Source organism: Emticicia sp. C21, assembly GCF_003418935.1.
Taxonomy (GTDB): domain Bacteria; phylum Bacteroidota; class Bacteroidia; order Cytophagales; family Spirosomataceae; genus Emticicia.
Genome location: NZ_QVMT01000001.1, coordinates 1,131,998 through 1,157,510, shown reverse-complemented (window position 1 = coordinate 1,157,510; position 25,513 = coordinate 1,131,998). Strand labels below are relative to the sequence as shown.

The window sequence follows — 25,513 nt, the reverse complement described above, 5'->3', positions numbered from 1 at the left end:
CTGTAAATTCGAAAATCTATATTTGGTTTTCAGAAATCCCTCCCCAATTAAAATTTATAGAATAGGATAATCCCCTGAAGACGCAATGCATTGTGTCTCTACAAAATTGGACAAAATCATTTTCTGACAACCATCCCTATGCAATTATACAGTACCAAACATCAAAGCCCTGATGTAGCCTTGGAAGAAGCCATTTTCCGTGGATTACCCCCTGACAATGGCCTATATATGCCTACCTCAATCCCAAAATTACCACCATCGTTCTGGGATAATGTAGCTAATCTAAGCCTACAGGAAATTGCTTACGAAATAGCCCATGCCTTAATTGGCGATGATGTGCCTGCCGATGATTTAAAAGATTTAGTAAACAAAGCCATTGATTTTCCGGCTCCTTTGGTAGAGGTAGAAGACGATACTTATTGCCTTGAGTTGTTTCATGGCCCATCCATGGCATTCAAAGATTTTGGTGCCAGATTCATGGCTGCTTTGATGTCGTACTTCCTGCAAAAATCTGAAAAACAGATACATATTCTGGTAGCAACTTCAGGCGATACGGGTGGAGCAGTAGCACAAGGGTTTTATCAGACACCTAATATTGATGTCACTATTCTTTACCCAAGCGGCAAAGTAAGCGACATTCAGGAAAAACAATTGACTACTCTCGGCAAAAATGTAAGTGCACTGGAAGTGGAAGGTACTTTTGATGATTGTCAGAAACTGGTTAAACAGGCGTTTTTAGATAAAGAGTTAACATCCCTATTCTCTTTAGCTTCGGCAAATTCTATCAACATTGCCCGTCTCATTCCACAGGCATTTTATTATGTGAATGCCTATGCGCAATTGAAGAAAAAGGGTCTGGCGAACGAATTGGTAATATCTGTACCTAGTGGTAACTTCGGCAACTTAAGTGCCGGAATCATTGCCTGGCGTATGGGTATGCCTGTCAAACAGTTTGTAGCTGCTACCAATGTCAATAAAGTAGTTCCTGAGTATCTCGAATCAGGTATTTACGAACCCATTAGCCCATCATTATCAACCATCTCTAATGCAATGGATGTAGGAAATCCAAGCAATTTCCCACGTATGCAGGCTTTGTTTGATAATGATTTAGCAGTCATGCAGAAAATGCTGAAAGGCTATTTCTATTCAGACACCGAAACCCGTAATGCTATGCGTGTGGTATACGAGCGCACAGGTTATGTGATGTGTCCGCATACAGCTGTGGCTTATCTGGGTCTGCAGGATTATATTAAAACCCTTGACCAACCCGTAACGGGTGTATTTTTATCAACAGCCCACTATGCCAAATTCCTCGATGTGGTAGAGGAAGTAATCGGCGAGCAAACCATTCCTGAAAGATTGTCGGCCTTATTAGATAAAGAAAAACAAGCTACCAGAATAAGCACCGACTACGATGAGTTTAAACAAACAATAGTAAAAGCTTTCTCAAAGGCTTAACAGATAAGTCAAATTAGTATTATAAAAAAGCCTTGCTGTATTTATACAACAAGGCTTTTTTACTTAATTTAGCCCATCATTTACAACCTTATTCTCTAAGAATCATGATTAACGTAGCCTTAGTAGGTTTTGGATTATCAGGCAGATATCTGCAAGCCCCTTTCTTTGAAGCTAATCCGAATTTCCGTTTAAAGACCGTTGTTTGCAATAGTCAGGACCCACGCGCTATTTTTCCTAGTGTAAGCGTAGCCAAACATATTGATGAAGTATTGGCCGACGCTGAAATTGATTTGGTAAGCATCTGCACACCAAGCTCAACACACCACGAATTAGCCATCAAAAGCCTGAATGCTAACAAACATATTCTGGTAGAAAAACCTTTCACGTCTACAGTAGCGGAAGCAGAAGAAATCGTTGCGTTGGCTAAGGAAAAGAATAAAGTAGTATACATTTTCCAGAACAGACGTTTCGATGGTGATTTCAGAACCGTAAGAAAAGTAGTAGATAGTGGCATATTAGGTGAATTAATCAGCTACGAAGCTCATTATGATCGATATAAACCTGTGCTGAATCCTAAGAGATGGAAAGAAGTAGTAAGTCCTGCCAATGGCATTCTCTATGATTTAGGAGCCCACATCATCGACCAGACTATCACACTTTTTGGTGCACCGAAAAATGTCTGGGGAGAAACTTATGTTCAACGCGAAGGCTCAGAAATTGATGATGCTTTTGACATCAGACTTGATTATGGTAAATTAAAGGTCACCCTTAAATCAAGCCTTCTGGTGAGAGAAGAAGGCCCAAGATATGTGATACATGGCACGAAAGGCTCGTTTATAAAATATGGCCTGGATGTACAGGAAGATAACCTCAAAGCCGGATTAATGCCCAGCATGGAGGGCTTTGGCATAGAATCTAAGGCGAATAGCGGCATATTGAATGCAGAAATCAACGGCGTATCTTTCAAAGGACATGTAGACACTGAACCCGGCAACTGGGGTCTTTTATTCCAGAACCTCTACGAAACTATCGCCGAAAGCAAAGACCAATTCATCAAACCCGAACAGATTATAGAGCAGATGAAGATTATTGAGGCGGTGAAGAAAATCTAATGAGTGATTGTGTGATTGTGTGAATGAGTGATTAGATTTTGATATAACAAATAAAATTAAAAATTCATTTTTGTAGAGACGTATTGCGATACGTCTTCATTGGTCTATCCAATCTAATAAATGTTGTTAGGGCAGATAAACCCTGATATTATGTTTATCTGAAATTCACAGACCAATTGAGACGTATCGCAATACGTCTCTACAAAAAAATCTCCCAACAATCTTTTACATTCAATTTACAATCTTTTACCAAACTTCTGAGGAAATTTAGTTGAGAAGCATTTGCTTTGGATAATCCTGTGTGTCACGCGTATACTCGTCCGTAAAAGCGCGTGGCACGCATAAGCACTTAGTAGATTATCTTTAACAAATTATTAAGGTAGCATATGCTAAAAAACTATCTCAAAATAGCCATACGTAATCTTGTCAAAAACAAGATTTATTCCTTTATCAATATAATCGGACTGGCTATCGGTATGAGTTGTATGCTACTGGCTTATCTATTTGTGAGAGACGAGCATAGCTATGACACGTTTCATGAGAACAACCCCAATCTTTATCGGATAACGACAACCCTCACCGAACAACCAGGCGCAGAAAGACAAATAACCGGAGGCACCGGAATGGTGCAGGCGTCCGTCTTCAAACAACAGATGGCCGAAGTAACAGCCATTACCCGTGTAATGGGTGGAGCCATCAATAGCGATGTGCGCTCAGCAGATAAAGCGATTCGTCTGCAACCCTTATTTGTAGACAGTACTTTTTTCGATGTGTTTTCCTTTCAGTTATTGAGAGGCACAAAAGAAAATAGCCTCAATGCATTGAATTCGGTAATTCTTACTGAAAAAACAGCCCTTCGCTTTTTCAATAGTATCGATGTTTTGGGGAAATTACTTGAACTGGACGCCGACCCCTCTGCTAAACGATTGGGTAAACCCTTAGTCATAACCGGGGTTGTAAAAGACCCTCCGGTAAACTCATCGCTTCAATTCGAAATGCTGATCCCATTTCGGTTTATGCAATTGTCATTTGATGATACCAATTGGCTGAATAGTTATCTGGGAACATTTATGGTACTGAACCCAAAAGCTAATACCCAAAATGTCATCAATACCATGAATAGAATCTATCGCGTTTATGCGAAAGATCAATTGGCCGAAAGCCTTAAAAACAAATTTGACCCCAATATAACCTACGGACTGCAACCCATTACAGATATCCATTTAAACCCTTTGCAACTGAGTGGCGAGTCTGGCGTGGTTAAAACAAGCTCACCTATTTTTGGCTACATGTTCATAGGCATTGCTGCTTTTATACTCATTATGGCAAGTATCAATTTTATTAATATCAGTCTGGCCAATTCATTTTCACGTTTCAAAGAGGTGGGTATCCGCAAAACAACAGGGGGGACACAGCGGCAAATCATCTTTCAGTTTCTGAGCGAATCTGCTATGGTTTGTCTGATGTCACTTGTGCTGGCTATTAGCATTGTATTGATGGTTCTGCCCACGTTTAATGCCTTGTCGGAGAAAGCTATTCAATTGATTGATATGATAAGCTTGCAGTCAATTGTATGGTTTGGCGTATTGTTATTGATTAATATATTGCTGGCAGCCTTTTATCCGGCTGTGGTAATGTCTGCTTTAAGGCCAGTTGATGTGCTTTATAAAAAGCCTAAACTTATGACTCATGGCTTGCTGGGCAATGTCCTCATTGTATTTCAGTTTACGCTTTCTATGGTGATGATTATTGTCACGCTGATATTCTATAACCAGATGGATTTTATCAGAAACAAAGACCTGGGCTATGTTCCTGCACAGGTGTTAAGGTCTGAGATTCCGGGAGATAGAGATGTTAATAAAATCAGTTCACAGCTAAAAAATGAGGTTGCAACTACTCAATACATCGAAAAAATCTCATTTGGCGGAGAATACGGCACGTATAATACAAAATTTGGAGATCGCACCATTAAGAGCTTCTATCGAACGGCCGATGAGAACCATATTCCAACCCTGGGCATCAAACTAAAACTTGGAAGAAATTTCTCTGCCCATTTCGCAGGAGATAAGCATCGTGGACTTATTATAAACGAAGCTTTTGTAAAAGCATTCAACCTTAAAAATCCGCTGGGTGCACAGATACAGATTGACCCTTATTTTGGAAAAGGTACAATGGAACTCATTGGAGTAGTGAGAGATTTTCATTCGGGCTCTTTAAGAGAAAGGATTGAACCAATGGCAATGTTTATGAGCGAACAATACGGGGGAGGTATCTGGTTAAAACTCAATCATAAAAATCAGGCACTTGCTTTAGATGCCTGGGAGAAAATATTCAAAAAGGTAATGCCTGGAGCAGTGTATCAATATAAGTTTTTGGACGACATCAACCATAAACAATACTATCAGGAAGAGCGCTGGCAGAAAATCATCGGTTACGCCACTGCCATTTCTTTTTTCATCTGTTGCTTGGGTTTATTTGGAATTGCCAAACTCTCAGCGCACCGTCGCACCAAAGAAATCGGTATCCGTAAGGTTTTAGGTGCATCTATTGCCAGCATTGTTGCTCTATTATCAACCAGGTTCCTTAGACTCGTATTCTTCGCCATCTGTATCTCAATACCCGCGGGCTGGTATATAAGCCACATCTGGCTACAGAATTTCGCCTACAAAATTGAAGTACAATGGTGGATTTTTCTGCTCGCAGGCACAATCTCATTGCTGGTAGCTCTTTTGACTGTAAGCTTGCACAGCATCAAAGCAGCATTGCTGAATCCTGTTAAGAGTTTGAAAGTGGAATAGGGGATTAATGAGAAATAGTAAAGTGGAAATTGAAATAGAGTAAGAAAATGGATAAGTCAAAGATTATGAAAAGTAGTAGATATTAAATAGTTTGACCTGATTTACAGAATTTAATGAATTCTCCTGCCTCTGATAATAAAAAAAAATAGGAATCAGAAAAATGATAGGGCTTATGAATGGTGACGCGGACAAATATAGTATGCTCGACTTTAGTTGCACAAAAAACTATTAATTTTGTCTTTGACTTGTTTTTTGAATCCATTACTCTGACTTGCTCTTTCAGTTGAAGCTTAATTTCTTTGATTTCTGGTATAGACTTTTCAGCAGAAAATTGAATTTTATCGTATAAAGACTTATCCTTAAAACAATAGGGTGTCAGGCTAAAACTAGTCATTTCCTTTTCTGTTTTATTGCTGAAAGCTATTTTTGTTATTGACGGATACTCTTTTAGATAAATATGCTGAATGAAATAATTTGTAGCAATTTCTTCATATTTGGGCAATTGTGCCAAACCACAAAAAGGTATAAAAATCAATCCGAAAACTATATTTTTCATTTTGTATTTATCTTATTTGTTCTAAGCCAAATAAATAAGGTTGATAGATGTTTTGATTGTTTTTTAATACAAACCTAACACGTATCAACCTTATTACTATAATTATGATAGTTATTCGCTCAATCACTAAATATTCTATTCGCTAATTCGTCATTCGCTCATTCACAATTAACTAGGCAGCCCCAACAAGAAGCCAATGGTAAAGTTAGCATCCCAGTCGAAAACGAATTGCGTTGTGCCGGTAGCATCTTTAATGGCTTTGTAGATATTTACACCAGCTTTGTCTTTCGCATCTTTCAAATCTTTATAGTCGGCCGGAGCTTTCAACACCGTATAGCGTTCTTTGCCGTTTCTCACTTTCTTAGCCATTGAGAAAGGTACACCACCGATGATAAAACAGGTTTTGCGTTTCATACTAGGCACAGACGATGCTTTAGCTTTAACATCATCATATACTTTACCATCATCTTCGCCATTCTGGAAATATTTCGCGCCATAAGTCTCTAAAGCAGAAACACTACCATTGTTTGACCACGAGATTTTAGTATTACCCGAACCAATATCAGTTACAAAAGCATCCTCTTCAAAATCTTTTGGTAGCACACATTTCAAGGCTAATGCGCCCTCTTGCTCTGGGGTTACGGTATTTACATAGTAGTTAAGTGCTTTTAAGTTCTTTACAATTTTTTGCGTAACATCAGCTTTCACGGCACCTGAACTCACCACAAAGTGAATATCACGACCGCTCACGCCGAAGTCCAGCATGCCGCCGATATACTTTTTCAAACCGGTTCTGATATCTTCATCAGTTGCCATATTTTCAGTAACCAAGCTATTACCGAATTCAGCTTTTTCCAGTTTCCAGTTTTTGTCTTTGTCTATTCTGACAATAAATGAGTTGAAACCACTGGCACCTAATTCTACTACGCCTTTCAATTTACCATTCACAGGCTCTGGTGCTACATAACTGAAAGAAGACGAACCTGTAGCAGTTGCTTCATTATCGCTGCCTGATGATGAGGCACTTGATGAGCTTTCAGCCGCAGGGCCTTCTTCCGGTGCTTTAGTTGATTCTTCTGTGGTAGTTTCTTCGCTTTTGTTCATCAAAGACTTACCCCAGGCGGTATTATCCATAATATATTTGCCCCCAAAAAACAGACCCGCCAAAATAACAAGCGTAATCATAAATCTGGCAAATGGTGTGAGTGTTGTTTTCATTGTGTTAAGTGTTAAATCTACTGAGTTTTGTGTAAACAGGATGTTAAATTTAATTGGAATGAAAAGGCACTGTTGCTATAGTGCCTTTCGCACTATAGATGTAATTATTCAAAAAGTTTATCGTATTGATTACCTGATGGTTTGTGAGAAGATACATCTTTACCGGCAATAAGGGCTTTTTTATCATTCCCCAAAAGCAGCGACACACCTTCATTTTCCCATTTCTCCAACATTTTTAAACCTTCTTCTTCAAATACCCCATTCTGTAAGTCGATAGAATCCATGAAATTCGACGACATTTCCATGAAACGCTCCATTTCACCTACTTTCTGGCTCACATCATCGGCGATAGATTCCATAGCCATATCAAACATTTGGCGCTGGTCTTTATTCCCATTCAGGATATTCATGGCCGAACGCATGGCTGAATGACTGGCACGAATGGCTTTGCGCTCCTGCTCTTTTACGGTCACCTGGTCTTTAATATCTTCCAGCATTACCTCCGAGTTTTCATACATTTTGCCCAACACACGGTAAAGAATCTCCATCTTTTTGTATAAATCTTCCAGCTTGATGTTTGACTCCTGTAAGCGTCCGGCTTTGCGGGCTTTCAATACCATCATGGCCTGTTTATCAGTCTCTTTTGCCTTACTTGCTAGATTCAAATCGTTCTGAATCTGCTTTTTATTGGTTTCAATGATGGTTTTCAGATTATACATCTGGCCTTTCAGCGTCGAAATCTGCTGATTCATTTTGCCCAGATTATTCTTCAATTCATCAATATATGTTTTCAGGATACCGATAGGGTCTAGCTGTACAAAAAGACCAGTTATCCAACGCATGATACTCTTATAAATGTAGAAAATAAGATTTCTCATTTTAGGGTCGAGTATCATATAGATAACAGCCGCCAATACGATTAGCAAACCAGCCAGATACAGCGTGTTAGAAGCTAATGTAATCAGATACGGCAGGGCTTTATAGAGCAGAACACCTCCACCTAATAGTAAACCAGCGCCTAAAAGAGTTCCTGTTTTGCCTTCCGGGCGTTCCCAAAATGATTTGGGTTTCATTTCTTGCATTTCCATGTTTTATTCGGTAACCCTCTGCCCCGGAGGAGTTTGCTAAAATTTATAATGTATGTTAGTAATTCTACCGGAGAAATGGGGCTCTCTCCTGGTAGAATCCGGGTTTTGCTTATTTTAAATACTTAGCCATGTTCTCAACGTCTTTGCTGATTTGGGCAGTCAGTTCGTTGAAAGTAGCATGGAAGTCACTTAAGGTTGTTTCAATTTTTACAACCGCATCCGAAATCTCTGCTTTCATTTTTTCCATATCGGTCTGATGCGCTTGTATTTCCTGCGTTAGTCTGGTTATCTGTTCGGCTTTGGCCTTAATGGTCGCATCCATATCAGCAATGGCTTTTTCTTTATTACCAATCTGTTTCTGGCGCTGGGCATTCACCGATTCCTGAAATTTCGAATCTTCCGCAGCTAATACTTTCAGATAAAAATTAGCCGAATCTGTTAATTTCTGCGAAGTTACCCCCATCGCCTGTGCTGCAGCAAAAGCCGAAAAATAGCGGGTTTGCTCGTCCATTGGCATTTTAGATAGCGTTTGCAGAGATTTTTTATACTCCAGATAATCAAATCCCTCCTGATTATTGGCCTCCATAGAAGCTAAAAGAATGTCATAAAATTTCTCTGATGCTTTTCCGACAGGAGTGGTTGGTGTAGAACCAGAAGTAGCGCTGTTTGCTGGTGTGTCAGATTTGGCAGAGTTCGTCTTGTCCGTACTTTCAGTAGTTTCGCCCTCAGTAGGGGTTTGTACAACAAAGAGACCCTTTAAAGTTTTGAAAATATCGCTCATTTTTTATGCTGAATACTATGGTTTTTTAGCGTAAATAAAATATTAACAGACTTTTGATTTTAACCGGATGATTAATTTCGACTCAAATGTTGGGGTATTGCAAAGATTGTACAATCATTATCATACAATACAAGTAAAAAGTGGTGTCGAATGGTTAAATTTAGTGATGATTTTTGAAATCTTTCAAATCTCACGGGATTTTTGTGCAAATAAGTTTATTAAATGAACAGCAGAGAAACTTTGAAGACAATGCAGCGATACAACGACTTCAGTCGCTGTGTATGTACCATGTTGGCTGTCATGCGATTGTCATTGGCAATCATTCGTTTGTGATTTCGCCGCTATTCTAAGAAATTTACTTAAAAATCTTGGAAGAATTCAATGCAATTCCCCCAAACAATCTTTAAATTTGTGTAGATTTATTGTTGTATAGACAAGTATGAGATACTCTAAGCTTTTTCTGTTCTCGCTGATAGTGGTGGCACTTGGGGCTATCATGGCTTTCAGTTTCAATCCTTTTTCAAAATCCGTCGATTTCAATACCGAAATCAAGCCGATTCTGAATAAGCATTGTGTGTCTTGTCACGGAGGTGTCAAAAAAGCGGCTGAGTTAAGTTTCCTGTTCTCGCAGGAAGCCATTAATACCAAAGGCAAATCAGGAAAAGTAGCCATTATCCCTGGCGATGCCGATCACTCTGAGTTCTTTAAACGCCTGATTACCAACGATACAGAAGAGCGGATGCCCAAAGGAAAAGACCCGCTCAATAAAGACGAGATTGCGACACTCAAAAAATGGATTGACCAGGGTGCTCCCTGGGGTGACCATTGGGCCTACCAGAAACCCGAAAAACCGGAGGTGCCATCAGTAGGCGGATTCTTTGCCCGCCTGGGCTTGATAGAAGATGACGAAACCCGTTTTGCCAAAAACGACATTGATAATTTTGTACTGCATAAGTTAAAGGAAGAGGGGCTCTCTCATTCAAAACCTGCCGATAAAGGCACTTTGCTACGCCGTGTCTATCTTGACCTCACTGGTTTACCACCCACCGAAGCGCAATTACAAGCTTTTCTGAAAGATACTTCTGAAAATGCCTACGAAAAAGTAGTCGACCAATTGTTGGCATCCTCAGCTTATGGTGAACGCTGGGCAGCTATGTGGCTAGACCTTGCCCGCTATGCCGATACCAAAGGCTATGAAAGAGATGTCTATCGTAATATCTGGCGTTACCGCGATTACGTGATTAAAGCCTTTAATGAAGATAAGCCTTTCGATAAGTTTACGATTGAGCAATTGGCCGGAGATTTATTGCCAAACCCGACTAACGAGCAATTGATAGCCACAGGCTTCCACCGCAATACCATGAATAATGATGAGGGCGGAACGGTAGACGAAGAGTTCAGAGTAGCAGCTACGCTCGACCGGGTAAATACCACTTTTGATGTATGGCAAGGCACTACCATGAGTTGTGTACAATGTCATACTCATCCTTACGACCCATTCAGACACGAGGAATACTATAAGCTGATGGCATTTTTTAACAATGCCCGTGATGAAGATGTGGTGAGCGATACCCCTTATCTAAGATTTTATAAACCCGAAGATTCAACCAAAATACAAGAGCTGAAAAGCTGGATTTTAGCTAAAGGTAGAAACGAAAAGGAGTTTTCGAAATTTGTCAGAATCTTAGAACCGAAATTCAATTCTCACGATATAGAACCGCTTTCCAATGGCACCTCTTCTTTGCTCGATGCCAAATATTTAGGTTTACAACACACCGGCTATGGCCGGTTAAAAGGCGTAACGCTGACTGATAAAAACCGCCTGGTCATGAATTTCAATACAGGCACCGAAAAAGGAGTACTACATATCAGAGACGGTAAATTAGATGGCAATACCATCCTCACCATCCCGATTTCCACGGCGCGTGATACGGTGATGTTTTACCCATTACCAAAGCTTGAGGGCACACATGATTTGTATTTTACTTTTACTAATCCTAAAAAGCCAAAAGACTGGCTGCAGATTAAATGGTTATCTTTCCAGAAGACTTTTGGAGAGGGAAAGGACTATGAACCTGTTGAGTTGAAATACAAAGAGATTCTAAACGCCAAAGCTGATTTTACGCCTATTATGAGCGAGGGCGAAGGTGATCTGGCGCGTGAGCAGCATATTTTTGAGCGCGGTAACTGGCTGGTACATGGCAAGGAAGTAAAAGCAGATGTGCCTAAGTACCTGTCGAAAATGCCTAAAGATTATCCAAACAACCGTCTCGGCTTAGCCAAATGGTTAGTAGATGGCAATAATCCACTAACAGCACGTGTAGCAGTCAATCGTTTCTGGGAGCAGCTATTCGGCACAGGTATTGTTGAAACGGTTGAAGATTTCGGAACGCAAGGTTTCAGTGCCACTAACCCCGAATTGCTCGATTACCTGGCCCTTACCTTTCAGGATGATATGCACTGGAGTGTGAAGAAATTGCTCAGAATGATTGTGCTATCGGGCACTTATCAGCAATCATCCGATGTCAACAAAGAATTAGTAGAAAAAGACCCTTATAATCGTTTCTTAGCTCGCGGCCCTCGCATCCGCCTGTCAGCAGAGCAGGTAAGAGACCAGGCTTTATTAGTGAGCGGACTATTATCGAAAAAAATGTATGGCAAAAGTGTAATGCCTTATCAACCGGATGGCATGTGGCAATCACCATGGAATGGAGAGTCTTGGAAACTCTCTCAAGGAGAAGACAAATATCGCAGGGCCATTTATACTTTCTGGAAACGTACCGCCCCTTATCCATCGATGATGTCTTTCGATGCCCCAAGCCGCGAGTTTTGTCAGTTAAGACGCTTACGCACCAATACTCCTTTACAGGCTTTGGTAACGCTCAACGACCCTACTTATGTAGAAGCGGCACAGGAATTAGCCAGAAACATGTTGCAGAAAGGCAAGACACCAGAAGAACAGATACAGGCAGGTTTCAACCTGATTATGATGCGGAATATTGATAGCAGAAAGCTACAGGTGCTCAGCAAACTTTACCGCCAGACTGAACAAGAGTACACCAAACACCCGATAGAAGCCTATAAATTCTTTGGTCGGTCTGATGTATCACCAAAGATGGCAGCGATGGCTGTTACGGCTAATGCGATGTTGAATCTGGATGAAATTGTGACGAAGGAGTAGGGAGGATGGGTCGTACCACGTCTCTACAGAAACACCATTATTGTTGTCAAAACAATCATGAAATACTCCAAACCTTTCATATTTTCCTTTATAACAATAGCCGTCGCGGCTATCATGGCATTCAGTTTCAATCCTTTTTCAAATGAGGTCGATTTCAATACTGAAATCAAGCCGATTCTGAATAAGCATTGTGCGCCATGTCATGGAGGCGTAAAGAAAGCAGCCAATCTCAGTTTTTTATTCTCGCAGGAAGCCATCAATACGAAAGGCAAATCTGGAAAAGTAGCCATTGTACCCGGAGATGCCGACCATTCAGAATTCTACAAACGTCTGATTACTACCGATACAGAAGAGCGAATGCCAAAAGGCAAAGACCCGCTCAAAAAAGAGGAAATTGCTATTCTAAAAAAATGGATTGACCAGGGTGCACCCTGGGGTGACCATTGGGCTTATCAGAAACCCGAAAAACCGGAGGTACCGTCAGTTGGTGGCTTCTTTGCCCGTTTAGGATTGATAGAAGATGAAGACACCCGTTTTGCCAAAAACGCAATTGACCATTTTATCCTCCAGAAACTAAAAGAAGAGGGGCTCTCTCATTCAAAACCTGCCGATAAAGGCACTTTGCTACGCCGTGTCTATCTTGACCTCACTGGTTTACCACCCACCGAAGAGCAACTGCAAACCTTTCTGAAAGATACCTCTGAAAATGCCTACGAAAAAGTAGTCGACCAATTGTTAGCTTCCTCAGCCTATGGTGAGCGTTGGGCGGCTATGTGGTTAGACCTGGCCCGCTATGCCGATACCAAAGGCTATGAAGCTGATATGTACCGGAATATCTGGCGTTATCGTGATTATGTAATTGATGCCTTTAATAAAGATAAACCTTTCGACCAGTTCACGATAGAGCAATTGGCGGGAGATTTATTGCCGAATCCGACTAACGAGCAATTGATAGCCACAGGGTTCCACCGTAATACCATGAACAATGATGAGGGTGGAACTATAGATGAAGAGTTCAGAGTTGCGGCTACGCTCGACCGGGTAAATACCACTTTTGATGTATGGCAAGGCACTACTATGAGTTGTGTACAATGTCATACCCATCCTTACGACCCATTCAGGCATGAGGAGTACTACAAGCTGATGGCATTTTTCAACAATGCCCGCGATGAAGATATTTATACTGATACGCCTTACCTGAGATTCTACAAACCGGAAGATTCTACCAAAATAGAAGAAGTAAAGAACTGGATTCTGGCAAAAGGCAGAAACGAAAAGGATTTCGATAAATTCGTCAGAACTTTAGAGCCGAAATTCAATTCGCATGATGTGCAACCGCTCTCTGCAGGTACATCATCCTTATTAAGTTCAAGATATATTGGTTTTCAACACGGGGGCTATGGTCGGTTAAAGGGTGTAACGCTGACTGATAAAAATCGACTCATCATCAGTTATGATTGGGGTACTGATAAAGGCATCCTGCAAATCAGAGATGGAAAATTAGATGGAAGTGTCATTTTGTCGATTCCTGCGGCGCATGATACAGTTATGGTTTACTCATTGCCTAAGTTAGAGGGCAAGCATGATTTGTATTTTACTTTTACTAATCCCGCTAAGCCCAAAGACTGGATACAAATCAAATGGTTTTCGTTCCAGAAGACTTTCGGAGAGGGGAAAGACTATGAACCTGTTGAATTAAAATATAAAGAGATACTGAATGCAGATGCCGATTTTACCCCGATTATGAATGACGGTGAGGGAGACTTGATGCGTAAACAGCATATTTTTGAACGGGGTAACTGGCTGGTGCATGGCAAAGAAGTAAAAGCTGATGTGCCCAAATATTTGGCTAAAATGCCCAATGATTATCCTAAAAACCGATTAGGCCTGGCTAAGTGGCTGGTAGATGGCAATAATCCGCTCACGGCCCGTGTAGCTGTCAATCGTTTCTGGGAGCAACTATTCGGCACAGGCATTGTAGAAACGCTTGAAGATTTCGGAACACAAGGATTTGCTCCTACCAATCCTGAGTTATTGGATTATCTGGCACTTACCTTTCAGAATGATATGCAATGGAGTGTAAAGAAACTCCTCAAACTGATGGTGATGTCGGGCACGTATCAGCAATCATCTGATGTCACCAAAGAGTTAGTAGAAAAAGACCCATATAATCGTTTCTTAGCCCGTGGTCCTCGCATCCGCTTGTCAGCAGAGCAGGTAAGAGACCAGGCATTGTTGGTGAGTGGCTTATTATCTAAAAAAATGTATGGCAAGAGTGTGATGCCTTATCAGCCCGATGACTTGTGGTTATCCCCTTGGAGCGGCGAATCATGGAAATTGTCAAAAGGAGAAGATAAATACCGCAGAGCTATTTACACTTTCTGGAAACGGACAACTCCTTATCCATCCATGATGTCTTTCGATGCCCCAAGCCGGGAATTTTGTCAGCTAAGACGTCTCCGCACAAACACCCCACTACAAGCCTTGGTTACCCTCAATGACCCTGCCTATGTAGAGGCCGCACAGGAACTCGCTAGAAATATGCTCAAAAAAGGCAAAACACCCGAAGAACAAATTCAAGCAGGCTTCAACCTGATTATGATGCGGAATATTGATAGCAAAAAACTACAGGTACTCACCAGACTCTTCCGAAAAACTGAGCAGGAATACACTAAACATCCTGTTGAAGCCTATAAATTCTTTGGCCGCTCTGATGCTTCTCCAAAAATGGCTGCCATGGCCGTAACTGCTAACGCTATGCTCAATCTGGATGAGATTGTGACGAAGGAGTAAGAATATAGGTGTATTTACCAAATGGTATTACGTTTAATAAATTTTCAGTATTATTAATCCTAAAAAAAGACTAAAACCCTTGAATTATAGTTTATTAGGGGTGAAGTTGCTTAGGATTATTTCTTACAAATGTGTTGTTTTGACTCTGTCTCTATCAAACGATTTCAAGCCTTCCGCGCATAGAGTAACACAATAGTCTGATTACACCATAAACCTCCTCAAGCACTTTGAAAACACAAACTTAAGTTGGAAATTCAAAGGACGCTGAGTCGGTGATGCCCAATCGGTGACACCCAGTCTTATATAATCATTCAAAGAACAACTATTGCCATGAAAGAAAAGAAAATTAAAGTGAGGACAGGTGGCAGAGGCATCACCGAATATCGGAATATGATAAGCAAGCCAGCTGTTATTGGCGGAAGGCTAGTTTCTGTCAGAAAAGGTTACCGATACGGTGGGAACCTTTTTGAACGAGACAGTGATGTTATCCAGATACCAGATATTAAAGTAGAGTTAGAAAAGGTTACCGATATGGAGGGAACCTTTTTGAACGAGACAGTGATGTTATCCAGGTACCAGGTATTAAAGTAGAGTCAGAAAAGGTTACCGATACTGTGGGAACCTTTTTGAAAGAGACAGTGATGTTATCCAGGTACCAGGTATTAAAGTAGAGTCAGAAAAGGTTACCGATACTGTGGGAACCTTTTTGCAAGACTAACTACTGACCGTATTATTTGCCATCAATCTATAATAGTTAAATCAGGAATGTTAAACAAGTTCATTACTAAACTATAATAAACCCATGAAAAAAATACTTTTTATACTTGGCTTTTTGCTAATCATCAACTCAACTTTCGCACAGGATTGCGGCGGTTATTTCGCTTTTAAAAAAGGCATGAAAGTAGAAATGACTTCCTACGACAAAAAAGACAAACCCACCCTCACTACTAAATATGAAGTAATTGATTATAAACCTGTTGATGGAGGCGTTTCCATGTCATTTGCCCATGAGGTTTATGATGCCAAAGGCAAACTCATATCAAAAAGTGAATCTTCAGGCAAATGTGTTGGCGGAGATTATTATACCGATATCCGCAATATCAGTAGCGATATGATGCCTAAATCTCCGGATATGAAAGTAACGGTGACAGGCGACCAGATGATATACCCCAGAGACTTGAAAGTTGGCGATAACCTGAAAGATGCCAGCATCAATGTGAAGAGTGGTTTTGAGGGAGGCATGACCTTAATGAATATGACTGCCAGCATCACCAACCGCAAAGCAGAAGGCTATGAAACTGTAGAAACACCCGCAGGCAAATTTGAATGCGTGAAACTCACTTATAATATGAATGTAAAATTCATGGGTAACCGCACCCTGAAATGCACAGAATATATAGCAAAAGGCGTTGGTCTGGTAAAAACCGAGCAATACGACGAAAAAGGCAACCGACAAACCTATATGGTTGTGACCAAAATTGAAGGACAATAGAAATATATCTGATATATATTAGGTATAGTAGGGGTTCAAAATTTTGAACCCCTAACTGGCAATATTAAAATATCCATCAATATTAATCGTTTTCTAATATGATTTCGAAAAACAGATAAACCTCTTTTGCTGATAAATCTGTAAATTGCATAAATTTTCAACCTAGTCACTATAATGCAAAGACGAGCTGCCTTAAAAACATTTGCCCTGAGTATTGGCAGTACCCTTGTGCTTCCATCATGGGCCAATGCCTGGAGCAATGAAACCCTCCATACCACAGACACCATTCTTTCTTCTACGCAGGAAGCCCTATTGGCAGAAATTGTAGGAACTATTATTCCAAAAACAGATACACCCGGTGCCAAAGAATTAAACGTAGACAAATTTGTGACGCTCATGGTGGCCGATTGCTACGATGCCAAAGCACAGGATACCTTTGCCAAAGGTCTGTTAGCTGCTGACGAAATAGCGAAGAAAGACTACAGTAAAGCCTTTTCAGCAACAGAACCTGCACAAAGACTGGCGGTACTGAATAAAATGGATAAATCGGGTAGTGATACCGAAAAAGGTTTTATCAGATTGGTGAAAAATCTTACAATTCAAGGCTACCTGAACTCTGAATATGTGATGACTAACCTACGGGTCTTTGAATTTATTCCGGGTCGTTATCATGGTTGTGTACCTGTAAAAGTTCAGGCAGGCAAATAAGTATCCTAATCACTCATTTAAGTTAACATTATGTCATATTTTAATATAGATGCCATTGCGGCGCAAACTTTCGATGCCATCGTTATTGGTTCGGGTATCAGCGGAGGCTGGGCTGCCAAAGAATTAACGGGTAAAGGACTTCGCACCCTCGTTTTAGAGCGTGGAAAAGAAGTAAAACACGTAACCGATTACCCGACAACCATGATGCAACCCTGGGAGTTTGAACACCGTGGACAATTGAAAAAAGAGGTACGTGATGCCAACCCGATTGTAAGCAAGTGCTATGCCTTCTACGAAGGTACACAACAATTCTTCGTAAAAGATGCCGAGCATCCTTATGTTCAGGAAAAGCCTTTCGATTGGATTCGTGGCTATCAGACAGGTGGTAAATCGTTATTGTGGGCCAGACAAACCCAACGCTGGTCGAAATATGATTTTGAAGGTCCGGGTCGCGATGGTTTTGCTGTAGAATGGCCCATTGGCTATGATGATATTGCTCCCTGGTACAGCTATGTAGAGAAATTCGCAGGGATTTCTGGTAATAAAGACGGACTAGACAGTTTACCGGATGGTGAGTTTCTACCGCCACACGAAATGAACTGTGTGGAAAAACATTTCAGTCAACAGGTAGCTAAAAACTATACCGACCGCCATATTATCATGGGTCGTTGTGCACATATTACCGAGCCAAAGAAAATACATCTCGATCAGGGCAGAGCCAAATGCCAGCACCGTACAATCTGTGAGCGTGGTTGTCCGTTCGGGGGCTATTTTAGTAGTAATGCTTCTACCTTGCCTTGGGCTGCCAAAACCGGAAAAATGACCCTCCGCCCTGATTCGGTAGTTCATTCTATTATCTACGATGAGAAGAAAGGCAAAGCCACAGGTGTAAGAGTAATTGATGCCAATACCAAGCAAATGACCGAGTATTATGCCCGCATTATCTTTGTCAATGCAGCGGCACTGAACTCAAATCTGATTCTATTGAACTCTATTTCCAGTCGTTTCCCGAATGGCTTGGGGAATGATAATGGTTTGTTAGGTAAATATGTAGCTTTCCATAATTATACGGCTACTATCAATGCAGATTATGAGGGGTATTTAGATAGCACAACCGACGGTCGCCGTCCGAACTCTCCATATATTCCACGGTTCCGCAATGTATTCAAACAGGAAACCGATTTCTTACGTGGCTATGCTTCCGGTTTTCAGGCTGGCCGTTATATGCGTGATGATAGAAGCGGCATGGGTGAAGATTTGAAAAAAGGTTTATTGAACCCTTACCTGAATAATGTATGGAGCGTAGGCTCGCACATGATGGGAGAGACCATTCCTAAAGAAAGTAACTATGTAAGATTAGATAAATCAAAAGTTGACTCCTGGGGTATTCCACAGTTAAGTATCTCGGTAGATTATGATGACAACGACCGCAAAATGGTAAAAGATTTCTTTGAGCAACTCACGGAAATGTATACTAAAGCAGGTTTCAAAAATATTCGTACCAATGATTCGAACCGTACACCCGGCCTGGATATTCATGAAATGGGTGGCGTAAGAATGGGTAAAGACCCTAAAACCTCTCTACTCAACAAATGGAATGCCCTGCACGAATGCAAAAACGTATTCGTAACGGATGGTGCTTGTATGACCTCAACCTCAACACAAAACCCATCGCTTACTTATATGGCATTGACTGCCAGAGCTGCTGATTATGCGGTGAAAGAATTGAAGAAGGGGAATTTGTAGGAATAATTGTAAGATATATTAAAGCCTTGTCTGTGAGAATGGACAAGGCTTTTTTGTGAAATTATATTCAGGATAAAAATAGAACGAGTAATAAATATACGTTGCAACTAATTTGTTTAACTTTAGAAAAACTTTAACCTGATGTTTACGCTAATTTTTCTAACTCTTGTAACTACAAGTACCTTTTACTTAGTCTTCAAAAGTATTAAATCAATCTATGATTTCCGTCGTTTGATGCGGGAAGGTGTAATAGCTAAAGGAATTATTACAGATTTTAAGACTATTAAAAACAGAGATAGTGAAAGTTATCAGCCAATAATTCAGTTCAAAACTTATTCGAGTTTAGAAGTTGTTGGCAGCCCTATGTTTAACTACGATACAGACGAATATGTGGATGCTCCGAAAGATGTGGAGGTTATCTATTTGGAAGCAAGTCCAAAAATCTTCATTACAAGTGGACAGAAAATCAGTTACAAACCTTTGTTGGCCGTGGCAATTACGTTAGTAATAAATTTTTTCGCCATAAAAATTCTGGTCGGACGAGACCCCAACTGGCTGAATGATTTAAAGCATTTGTTTGATTGGTTTTAATCAGCCGGATATATTATAATTAGAATAACAAATAACTTTAAATAAGAAAAACATCAATGATTGCAGCACTTATTTTTTTAGTCACTGGTTTAGGGCTCATATACATCACCTACAAGTTTTTTAAACTATCATTAGACTTTCGCAAATTAAGGGAAAGTGGGACAAAAGCCAGAGGGACTATTACCGATGTTGATATTACCGAAGGCGAAAATGGTAAAACCTATTTTCCGATTGTGCAATTCAGAACCTATACGGGTGTAGAAATTATTGGTAAAACACTAAGAGGATATAAAGAGAAAGATTATCAAAGCTCTCTGAAAGAAGTAGAAGTAATCTATTTAGAATCCAACCCTAAAAAATTCATCATTGAAGGACAGAAATTTGATTATTGGGTTTTGATTATCTTTATTGCCATGATCATCAGTTATCCTTTTATGATAAAAATAATGGCAGACCAGAATCCGTATTGGGTAAATGATTTCAAGCAGTTTTTTGAGAAGTTTTAAAAATCAAAACCTGTCAATAAATCAAAATTTAAATCAACGCTGATGATTACTGTTCTTTTTGCTTTAGTATTCCTCATAATTGCACTGTTTTCATGCTATAGTACCATTAAGTCCTATTCTAAATTTCGTAAATTAAGCCAGCATGGCTTAAAGGCCAAAGGAGTTATCAAAAAATTTGATATTGAAAAAGGAGAGGGAGATGATGATAACGACCTCTATTTCCCGATTGTTCAGTTCAGAACTTATCTGGGGTTTGATATTCAAGGCAGACCAATGAAGGGCTATCAGGAAAACGAATACCAGGATTTACCAACCGAGGTAGAAGTGATTTATCTGGATTCGGATCCGGAAGAGTTTATCATTGAAGGACAAAAATTTAACAATACACGTTTACTGATTATACCAGTCTTTTTACTAGTCTGTTATGAGGCATTTACTATTCTGAGTGATGAAAATACTGATTGGTTAAATGAAGTTATGGAATTTTTTAAAAGTTTGTGATGAGACATTCAATTACACAAAAAAGCCTTGGCTATTCTGATAGACAAGGCTTTTGTATTCTATATTCAACTATTATATTCTACTTGAATCTTCGCCTCTCTCGCCTTTTGTAAAAGAGATGGTTTAGCACTTAGCTTTAGTCTATCGTCATCAGTATAGCCTATTACAATTGTTTCGATTTCAGTATTAGGTAGCGGATAAAAGCTATAATCCATTTCTCCCTCATCCAAAAACTCTGTGAAATCAATTTGACCTGAAATATGGTCGGAATAAGAACGTAATGTGACACTAGAAAAATTAATCCAGCTAACAGTGCCGGTTACTAAAGTGCCGATTGGAAACTTTTCAATAATTCTACCTCTATTAGTGCCCAAATCTATCCTTTTGATAGCACCTTGTCCGAGCAACTCATATGCTTCTTTTAAGCGCGAGGATTTAATGCTCAATTTGAATTGATGTATAGTTTGATTGATATAGGCATTGGCGTGTACACCCAATACAACCGCTTCAATTCGAGACCCAAGTCTTGGAAAAGAGTGAAGATGATATGCCATTGGGGGGATATCCAAAAATTCTACTATATCAACCACAGCATTAGTATTATCCATGCCAATATCCAAAAAGATACCAAAAGGAGCCTGAGCTGTTACGGTTCCTTTAATTAAAGAACCTGGGGGAATTTTTTCATTGAGTTCATTTTCAATTAATTCATTTAATTCCATGTTTATGTGAGTTAAGCTGCAAAAATAGTGATATGAATTGTATTTGTTTGATGGTATGTCTTATTTAATGAGTTATTTAAAATAAATTAGTAGTTCTTCTTATTAAGGATTTGTTTTGTTAAAACCCGATTAATAAGTAATTTTAAGAACTAAAAAATCAAATGCCGATGTTTTTGTTCACCGCCTTTTTCCTTTTAGTAATGTCAGTAGGTATATTGTATGCGACCTATTATATTTTAAGGTTGTATTTCAAATTTGAACGACTAATCAGGTATGGTGAAAAAACGAGGGGCGTTATTAAGAAGTATGATGTTCTGCAAGGAAAACATACCAGTACTTATGTTCCTGTTGTTGAGTTCAGAACCTATTCAGGAATAGAAGTTCTTAATAGGTCTTTACAGGCCTTTGACGAAAAACAATACTATAGCTCGCCAAAAGAGGTAGAAGTTATTTATCTGAATTCAAACCCGAAAGAGTTTATTGTTGAGGGGCAAAAGTTTCCGAAATTCCTGTTCTATATTATTCCCCTGATGTTCGGATTTGGTATTTACACCTATAATCTTTTTACTGATGCAATGCCTGATTGGATGAATGAGACGATACAGTATTTCAGGAATTTATGATTAGTGCAGGTTCTGCTTTTGTATGCAAACTCATTTTACCTAAGTTTGCAAAAACCTATGAACATCAAATTCCATGAAATCGATTCTCATCACCTTATTATTCCTCAATACCTTATTAACCACCCTCAACGCCCAACCCCGCAACACCCACTACATCACCAATCAATCTCCACTATACGCCCAACCATACACTGCCTTGCCATTAGGCAATATCCAACCCAAAGGATGGTTGAGAAAAATGCTGGAAACCCAAAGAGATGGCTTGACCGGAAATCTGGATAGTGTCTATGCCCTGGTTTGTGGAAAAAACAACGGTTGGCTTGGCGGCACTGGCGATAGCTGGGAGCGTGGCCCTTATTGGATTGATGGATTAGTACCTTTGGCTTATATCCTGAACGATGCCAAACTTAAAGCCAAAGCACAGGAATGGATTGAATGGAGCATCAAAAACCAACGTCCTGATGGCTATTTCGGGCCATATCCGTTTGATGCCAAAACCATGAAACCTATCAAAGGCACGCAACAAACCATGAGTGAAGACTGGTGGCCTAAAATGGTGATGCTCAAAGCCCTGCAACAATACTATATGGCAACGCAGGATAAGCGGGTAGTTACGCTCATGGATAAATATTTCAGATACCAGTTAAAGATGCTGCCGACGGTTCCTTTAGGCAAATATACATTCTGGGCAGAACAAAGGGGAGGAGACAATCTGCAAATAGTCTATTGGCTTTATAATATCACCAAAGAAAAATACTTACTCGATTTAGCCGAAATCATCCATAAACAATCCTTTAACTGGACGACCATTCTGACCAACAATACCGTCCGCAAAATGAATCCTTACCCTGATTTGCATTGTGTGAATGTAGCGCAGGGTATTAAAGAGCCTTTGATTTATTACCAGCAACACCCCGAAGCACAATATAGCTATGCTGTAAAAGAAGGTTTATCGGCACTAAAGGATGTACATGGATTTGTGAATGGCATGTACGGTGGCGATGAACAATTGCATGGCAACGACCCGACCCAAGGCTCAGAACTCTGTTCGGCAGTTGAGTTGATGTATTCGTTTGAGAGCGTGCTACCCATTACTGGCGATGTCTATTACGCCGATTATTTAGAGAAAATCGCGTTTAATGTACTGCCAACTCAGCACGATGATAAGTATACCAAAAAACAATACTTCCAGCAGGTAAACCAGATAGAAATAACAGATAAAGGCAGAAACTTTGCCGACGACCGCGAAGCCCGATTGGTGTTCGGCACTACCACTGGCTACCCATGCTGTGTATCAAATATGCATCAGGGCTACCCAAAATTCGTACAGAATCTCTGGTATGCCACGGCTGATAATGGTCTGGCGGCATTGGTTTATTCAGCTTCAATAGTAAAGGCAAAAGTAGCCAGCGGCATAGAAGTAACATTCGCCGAAGAAACCAATTATCCATTTTCCGACCAGATTAAATTCATTTATCAGACCAATAGCAAAATACAATTCCCGCTACATTTAAGAATACCGGAATGGTGCACAAAACCCATCATCAAGGTAAATGGCAAAGAGCAAACCTATAATGGTGAAAAGATAGTGATACTCAACCGCCAATGGTCTGAAAATGATGAGGTAACCTTACAATTACCTATGGAATTCAGATACTCGTATTGGTACGAGAAATCGGTAGGTATCGAGCGCGGCCCATTGGTTTATGCCCTGAAAATTGGTGAGAAATGGAGTGAGGTAAAAACCAATGATTACCCGGATACTTTTTATGAAGTAACAAATACCACTCCGTGGAACTATGGTATCTCAAAAAAATACATTAGCGCCGATTCAATGGAGGTAAAAGTAAATGAAACTATCTCTGATTATCCATGGAATCTAGAAAATGCCCCAATCACTGTAACAGCTAAAGGAAGAATCATTCCATTTTGGGAAAAGACAATGAACTCAACAGGGAAAATTCCGTTTCCATCATATCCCTATAATAATCTAGGTACACCTCTGGAAACGCTTACGCTAATACCCTATGGCTGTACAACTTTGCGTATTGCACAATTTCCAGTGGTAGATGCTCATCAAAGGTAAAGCCTTGATAATACTTTATTTTTAGAATTCAACGGCTAATTTCACTAGGTTTCATAAATTAAACATTCTTGTATACGCATGTTTGGTAGAGACAGGGCATTGCCCTGTCTCTACGTTTACGCACCATAATAGTATTTTAACCAACCATAGTACTCAATACCCATACCACTCAGCCCACCAGGCCTGCAATTGTCGGCGAATCTCATTTTCACGGGCATTATTACTAGGTTCATAGAGTTTTGTACCTTTCAGGTCGTCAGGCAGAAGGTTGAGTTTGGTAAAGTTGCCTTCAAAATCATGAGCATATTTATAGTTTTTGCCGTAGCCAATCTGCTTCATCAGCTTGGTAGGCGCATTGCGTAAAGCCAGCGGCACCGGCAGATGGGAAGTTTTCTCAGCCAGTGCAATGGCATTTTCAATGGCCATATACGAAGCATTAGATTTAGGCGAAGTAGCCAAATAAATAGCTGTCTGGGAGAGAATAATCCGGCTCTCAGGATACCCGATTGTCTTAACTGCCTGCATACAATTATTAGCCATAATTACTGCCGTAGGGTTCGCATTCCCAATATCTTCAGAAGCGAGAATCAACATACGTCGAGCGATGAATTCTACGTCTTCTCCGGCCACAATCATACGCGCCATCCAATACAAAGCCGCATTTGGGTCTGATCCTCTCAATGATTTAATAAAGGCCGAAATAATATCATAATGCTGCTCGCCCGATTTATCATAGCGGGCTATATTCCGCTGCGCCACTTCTTCTACCAATTCATCAGTAATCACAATCGGTGTATCAGGTGGAAAAGAAAAAGTAATAATTTCCAACAGGTTCAATAATTTACGTCCATCTCCACCTGAAAGACGCATTAAAGCCTCGTACGATTCTACTTTTATATCTCGTTTTTGTAGTTCCACATCTTCTCTGACGGCTCTATCCGTCAGTTCCTTTAACTCTTTTTCTCCAAAAGATTCCAATACATATACCTGACACCTTGAAAGCACTGCACCGTTAATTTCAAAAGAGGGATTTTCTGTGGTGGCGCCTATGAGTGTAATCTTCCCTTTTTCAACAGCGGCTAATAGTGAATCCTGCTGAGATTTATTATACCGATGAATTTCATCAATAAATACAATCGGAGGAAACAAACCCGATGGCTTGCTAATCACCTCACGCAATTCTTTCACGCCCGAACTTACGGCATTCAGTTGATGAAACTGTCTTTTAGTGGTTTCAGCTATCAATAAGGCCAGCGTGGTTTTGCCCGTACCCGGTGGTCCCCACAATATCATCGACGGTACCAGATTAGCCTCAATGGCTTTGCGGAGCGGTTTGTTTTTCCCTAATATATGTTCTTGTCCGATATAGTCATCTAATTTTTTCGGACGCAGGCGTTCGGCTAATGGTGCAGTCATGTTGTTATGAGATTTTTATAATTAATCTTAGTAGCGGTAGAAATTTAACAAGAAATATTTTCACAGACAAATATACTTCGCTTCTTGGAATTGTAGAACCACTCCTCTATTTTTACCCATTCGAAAACAAAACCAGA

The 25,513-nt window shown here is 40.1% G+C and carries 20 protein-coding genes; 14 read left to right on the top strand and 6 right to left on the bottom strand.

Annotation, left to right across the window (positions count from 1 at the left end; genetic code table 11):
* Positions 1 to 138 precede the first annotated feature (138 nt).
* The 3 genes from thrC (at position 139) to D0T08_RS04630 (ending at position 5,368) form a co-directional block, all read left to right on the top strand.
* Positions 139 to 1,458 (top strand): threonine synthase, encoded by a 1,320-nt coding sequence (gene thrC, locus D0T08_RS04640; RefSeq protein WP_116981400.1) that lies wholly within the window; start codon positions 139 to 141, stop codon positions 1,456 to 1,458.
* Positions 1,459 to 1,562: 104 nt separating this feature from the next.
* Positions 1,563 to 2,570 (top strand): Gfo/Idh/MocA family oxidoreductase, encoded by a 1,008-nt coding sequence (locus tag D0T08_RS04635; protein WP_116981399.1) that lies wholly within the window; start codon positions 1,563 to 1,565, stop codon positions 2,568 to 2,570.
* A 386-nt stretch (positions 2,571 to 2,956) separates the two neighbouring features.
* On the top strand, positions 2,957 to 5,368 hold the full coding sequence (locus D0T08_RS04630; protein WP_116981398.1) for an ABC transporter permease: 2,412 nt from the start codon (positions 2,957 to 2,959) through the stop codon (positions 5,366 to 5,368).
* Positions 5,369 to 5,450: 82 nt separating this feature from the next.
* Here the strand turns inward: D0T08_RS04630 and D0T08_RS04625 are convergent, their stop codons facing one another.
* From D0T08_RS04625 to D0T08_RS04610, 4 genes are all read right to left on the bottom strand, one after another.
* Positions 5,451 to 5,924: a hypothetical protein gene (locus D0T08_RS04625; RefSeq protein WP_116981397.1), complete on the bottom strand. Its 474-nt coding sequence runs from the start codon at positions 5,922 to 5,924 to the stop codon at positions 5,451 to 5,453.
* Between the two features lie 168 nt (positions 5,925 to 6,092).
* Positions 6,093 to 7,142 carry a hypothetical protein gene (locus D0T08_RS04620; protein ID WP_116981396.1) on the bottom strand — a complete coding sequence of 350 codons (1,050 nt, stop codon included), beginning with the start codon at positions 7,140 to 7,142 and terminating at the stop codon, positions 6,093 to 6,095.
* A 104-nt stretch (positions 7,143 to 7,246) separates the two neighbouring features.
* Positions 7,247 to 8,230 carry a hypothetical protein gene (locus D0T08_RS04615; RefSeq protein WP_116981395.1) on the bottom strand — a complete coding sequence of 328 codons (984 nt, stop codon included), beginning with the start codon at positions 8,228 to 8,230 and terminating at the stop codon, positions 7,247 to 7,249.
* A 109-nt stretch (positions 8,231 to 8,339) separates the two neighbouring features.
* A complete protein-coding gene (locus D0T08_RS04610; RefSeq protein ID WP_116981394.1) occupies positions 8,340 to 9,011 on the bottom strand; it encodes a hypothetical protein in 672 nt (223 codons plus the stop codon).
* Between the two features lie 439 nt (positions 9,012 to 9,450).
* Between D0T08_RS04610 and D0T08_RS04605 the strand changes: the two genes are divergently transcribed.
* From D0T08_RS04605 to D0T08_RS04565, 9 genes are all read left to right on the top strand, one after another.
* Positions 9,451 to 12,192, top strand: coding sequence for a DUF1553 domain-containing protein (locus D0T08_RS04605; protein WP_116981393.1), 2,742 nt, complete (start codon positions 9,451 to 9,453; stop codon positions 12,190 to 12,192).
* A 57-nt stretch (positions 12,193 to 12,249) separates the two neighbouring features.
* Positions 12,250 to 14,985, top strand: a complete 2,736-nt coding sequence (locus tag D0T08_RS04600) for a DUF1553 domain-containing protein (protein ID WP_116981392.1) — start codon at positions 12,250 to 12,252, stop codon at positions 14,983 to 14,985.
* 330 nt (positions 14,986 to 15,315) lie between these two features.
* Positions 15,316 to 15,576, top strand: a complete 261-nt coding sequence (locus D0T08_RS04595) for a hypothetical protein (protein ID WP_116981391.1) — start codon at positions 15,316 to 15,318, stop codon at positions 15,574 to 15,576.
* Positions 15,577 to 15,787: 211 nt separating this feature from the next.
* The gene (locus D0T08_RS04590) at positions 15,788 to 16,477 is read left to right on the top strand and encodes a hypothetical protein (protein ID WP_116981390.1); all 690 of its coding nucleotides are present in this window, start codon (positions 15,788 to 15,790) and stop codon (positions 16,475 to 16,477) included.
* A 174-nt stretch (positions 16,478 to 16,651) separates the two neighbouring features.
* Positions 16,652 to 17,185 carry a gluconate 2-dehydrogenase subunit 3 family protein gene (locus tag D0T08_RS04585; protein WP_116981389.1) on the top strand — a complete coding sequence of 178 codons (534 nt, stop codon included), beginning with the start codon at positions 16,652 to 16,654 and terminating at the stop codon, positions 17,183 to 17,185.
* Positions 17,186 to 17,215: 30 nt separating this feature from the next.
* Positions 17,216 to 18,931, top strand: a complete 1,716-nt coding sequence (locus D0T08_RS04580) for a GMC oxidoreductase (protein WP_116981388.1) — start codon at positions 17,216 to 17,218, stop codon at positions 18,929 to 18,931.
* Positions 18,932 to 19,072: 141 nt separating this feature from the next.
* Entirely contained in the window at positions 19,073 to 19,522 is a 450-nt protein-coding gene (locus D0T08_RS04575; protein ID WP_116981387.1) for a DUF3592 domain-containing protein, read from the top strand.
* A gap of 56 nt (positions 19,523 to 19,578) precedes the next feature.
* Positions 19,579 to 20,028, top strand: coding sequence for a DUF3592 domain-containing protein (locus D0T08_RS04570; protein WP_116981386.1), 450 nt, complete (start codon positions 19,579 to 19,581; stop codon positions 20,026 to 20,028).
* Positions 20,029 to 20,070: 42 nt separating this feature from the next.
* A complete protein-coding gene (locus D0T08_RS04565; RefSeq protein WP_116981385.1) occupies positions 20,071 to 20,529 on the top strand; it encodes a DUF3592 domain-containing protein in 459 nt (152 codons plus the stop codon).
* Positions 20,530 to 20,594: 65 nt separating this feature from the next.
* On the opposite strand, the gene D0T08_RS04560 is transcribed toward D0T08_RS04565, so the two are convergent.
* Complete coding sequence (locus D0T08_RS04560) at positions 20,595 to 21,251, bottom strand: hypothetical protein (RefSeq protein WP_116981384.1); 657 nt, start codon at positions 21,249 to 21,251, stop codon at positions 20,595 to 20,597.
* A gap of 167 nt (positions 21,252 to 21,418) precedes the next feature.
* Between D0T08_RS04560 and D0T08_RS04555 the strand changes: the two genes are divergently transcribed.
* Positions 21,419 to 21,874 carry a DUF3592 domain-containing protein gene (locus D0T08_RS04555; RefSeq protein WP_158561193.1) on the top strand — a complete coding sequence of 152 codons (456 nt, stop codon included), beginning with the start codon at positions 21,419 to 21,421 and terminating at the stop codon, positions 21,872 to 21,874.
* 73 nt (positions 21,875 to 21,947) lie between these two features.
* Positions 21,948 to 23,960, top strand: coding sequence for a beta-L-arabinofuranosidase domain-containing protein (locus tag D0T08_RS04550; RefSeq protein ID WP_116981382.1), 2,013 nt, complete (start codon positions 21,948 to 21,950; stop codon positions 23,958 to 23,960).
* A gap of 153 nt (positions 23,961 to 24,113) precedes the next feature.
* Here the strand turns inward: D0T08_RS04550 and D0T08_RS04545 are convergent, their stop codons facing one another.
* Positions 24,114 to 25,376 carry a replication-associated recombination protein A gene (locus tag D0T08_RS04545; protein WP_116981381.1) on the bottom strand — a complete coding sequence of 421 codons (1,263 nt, stop codon included), beginning with the start codon at positions 25,374 to 25,376 and terminating at the stop codon, positions 24,114 to 24,116.
* Between the last annotated feature and the right edge of the window lie 137 nt (positions 25,377 to 25,513).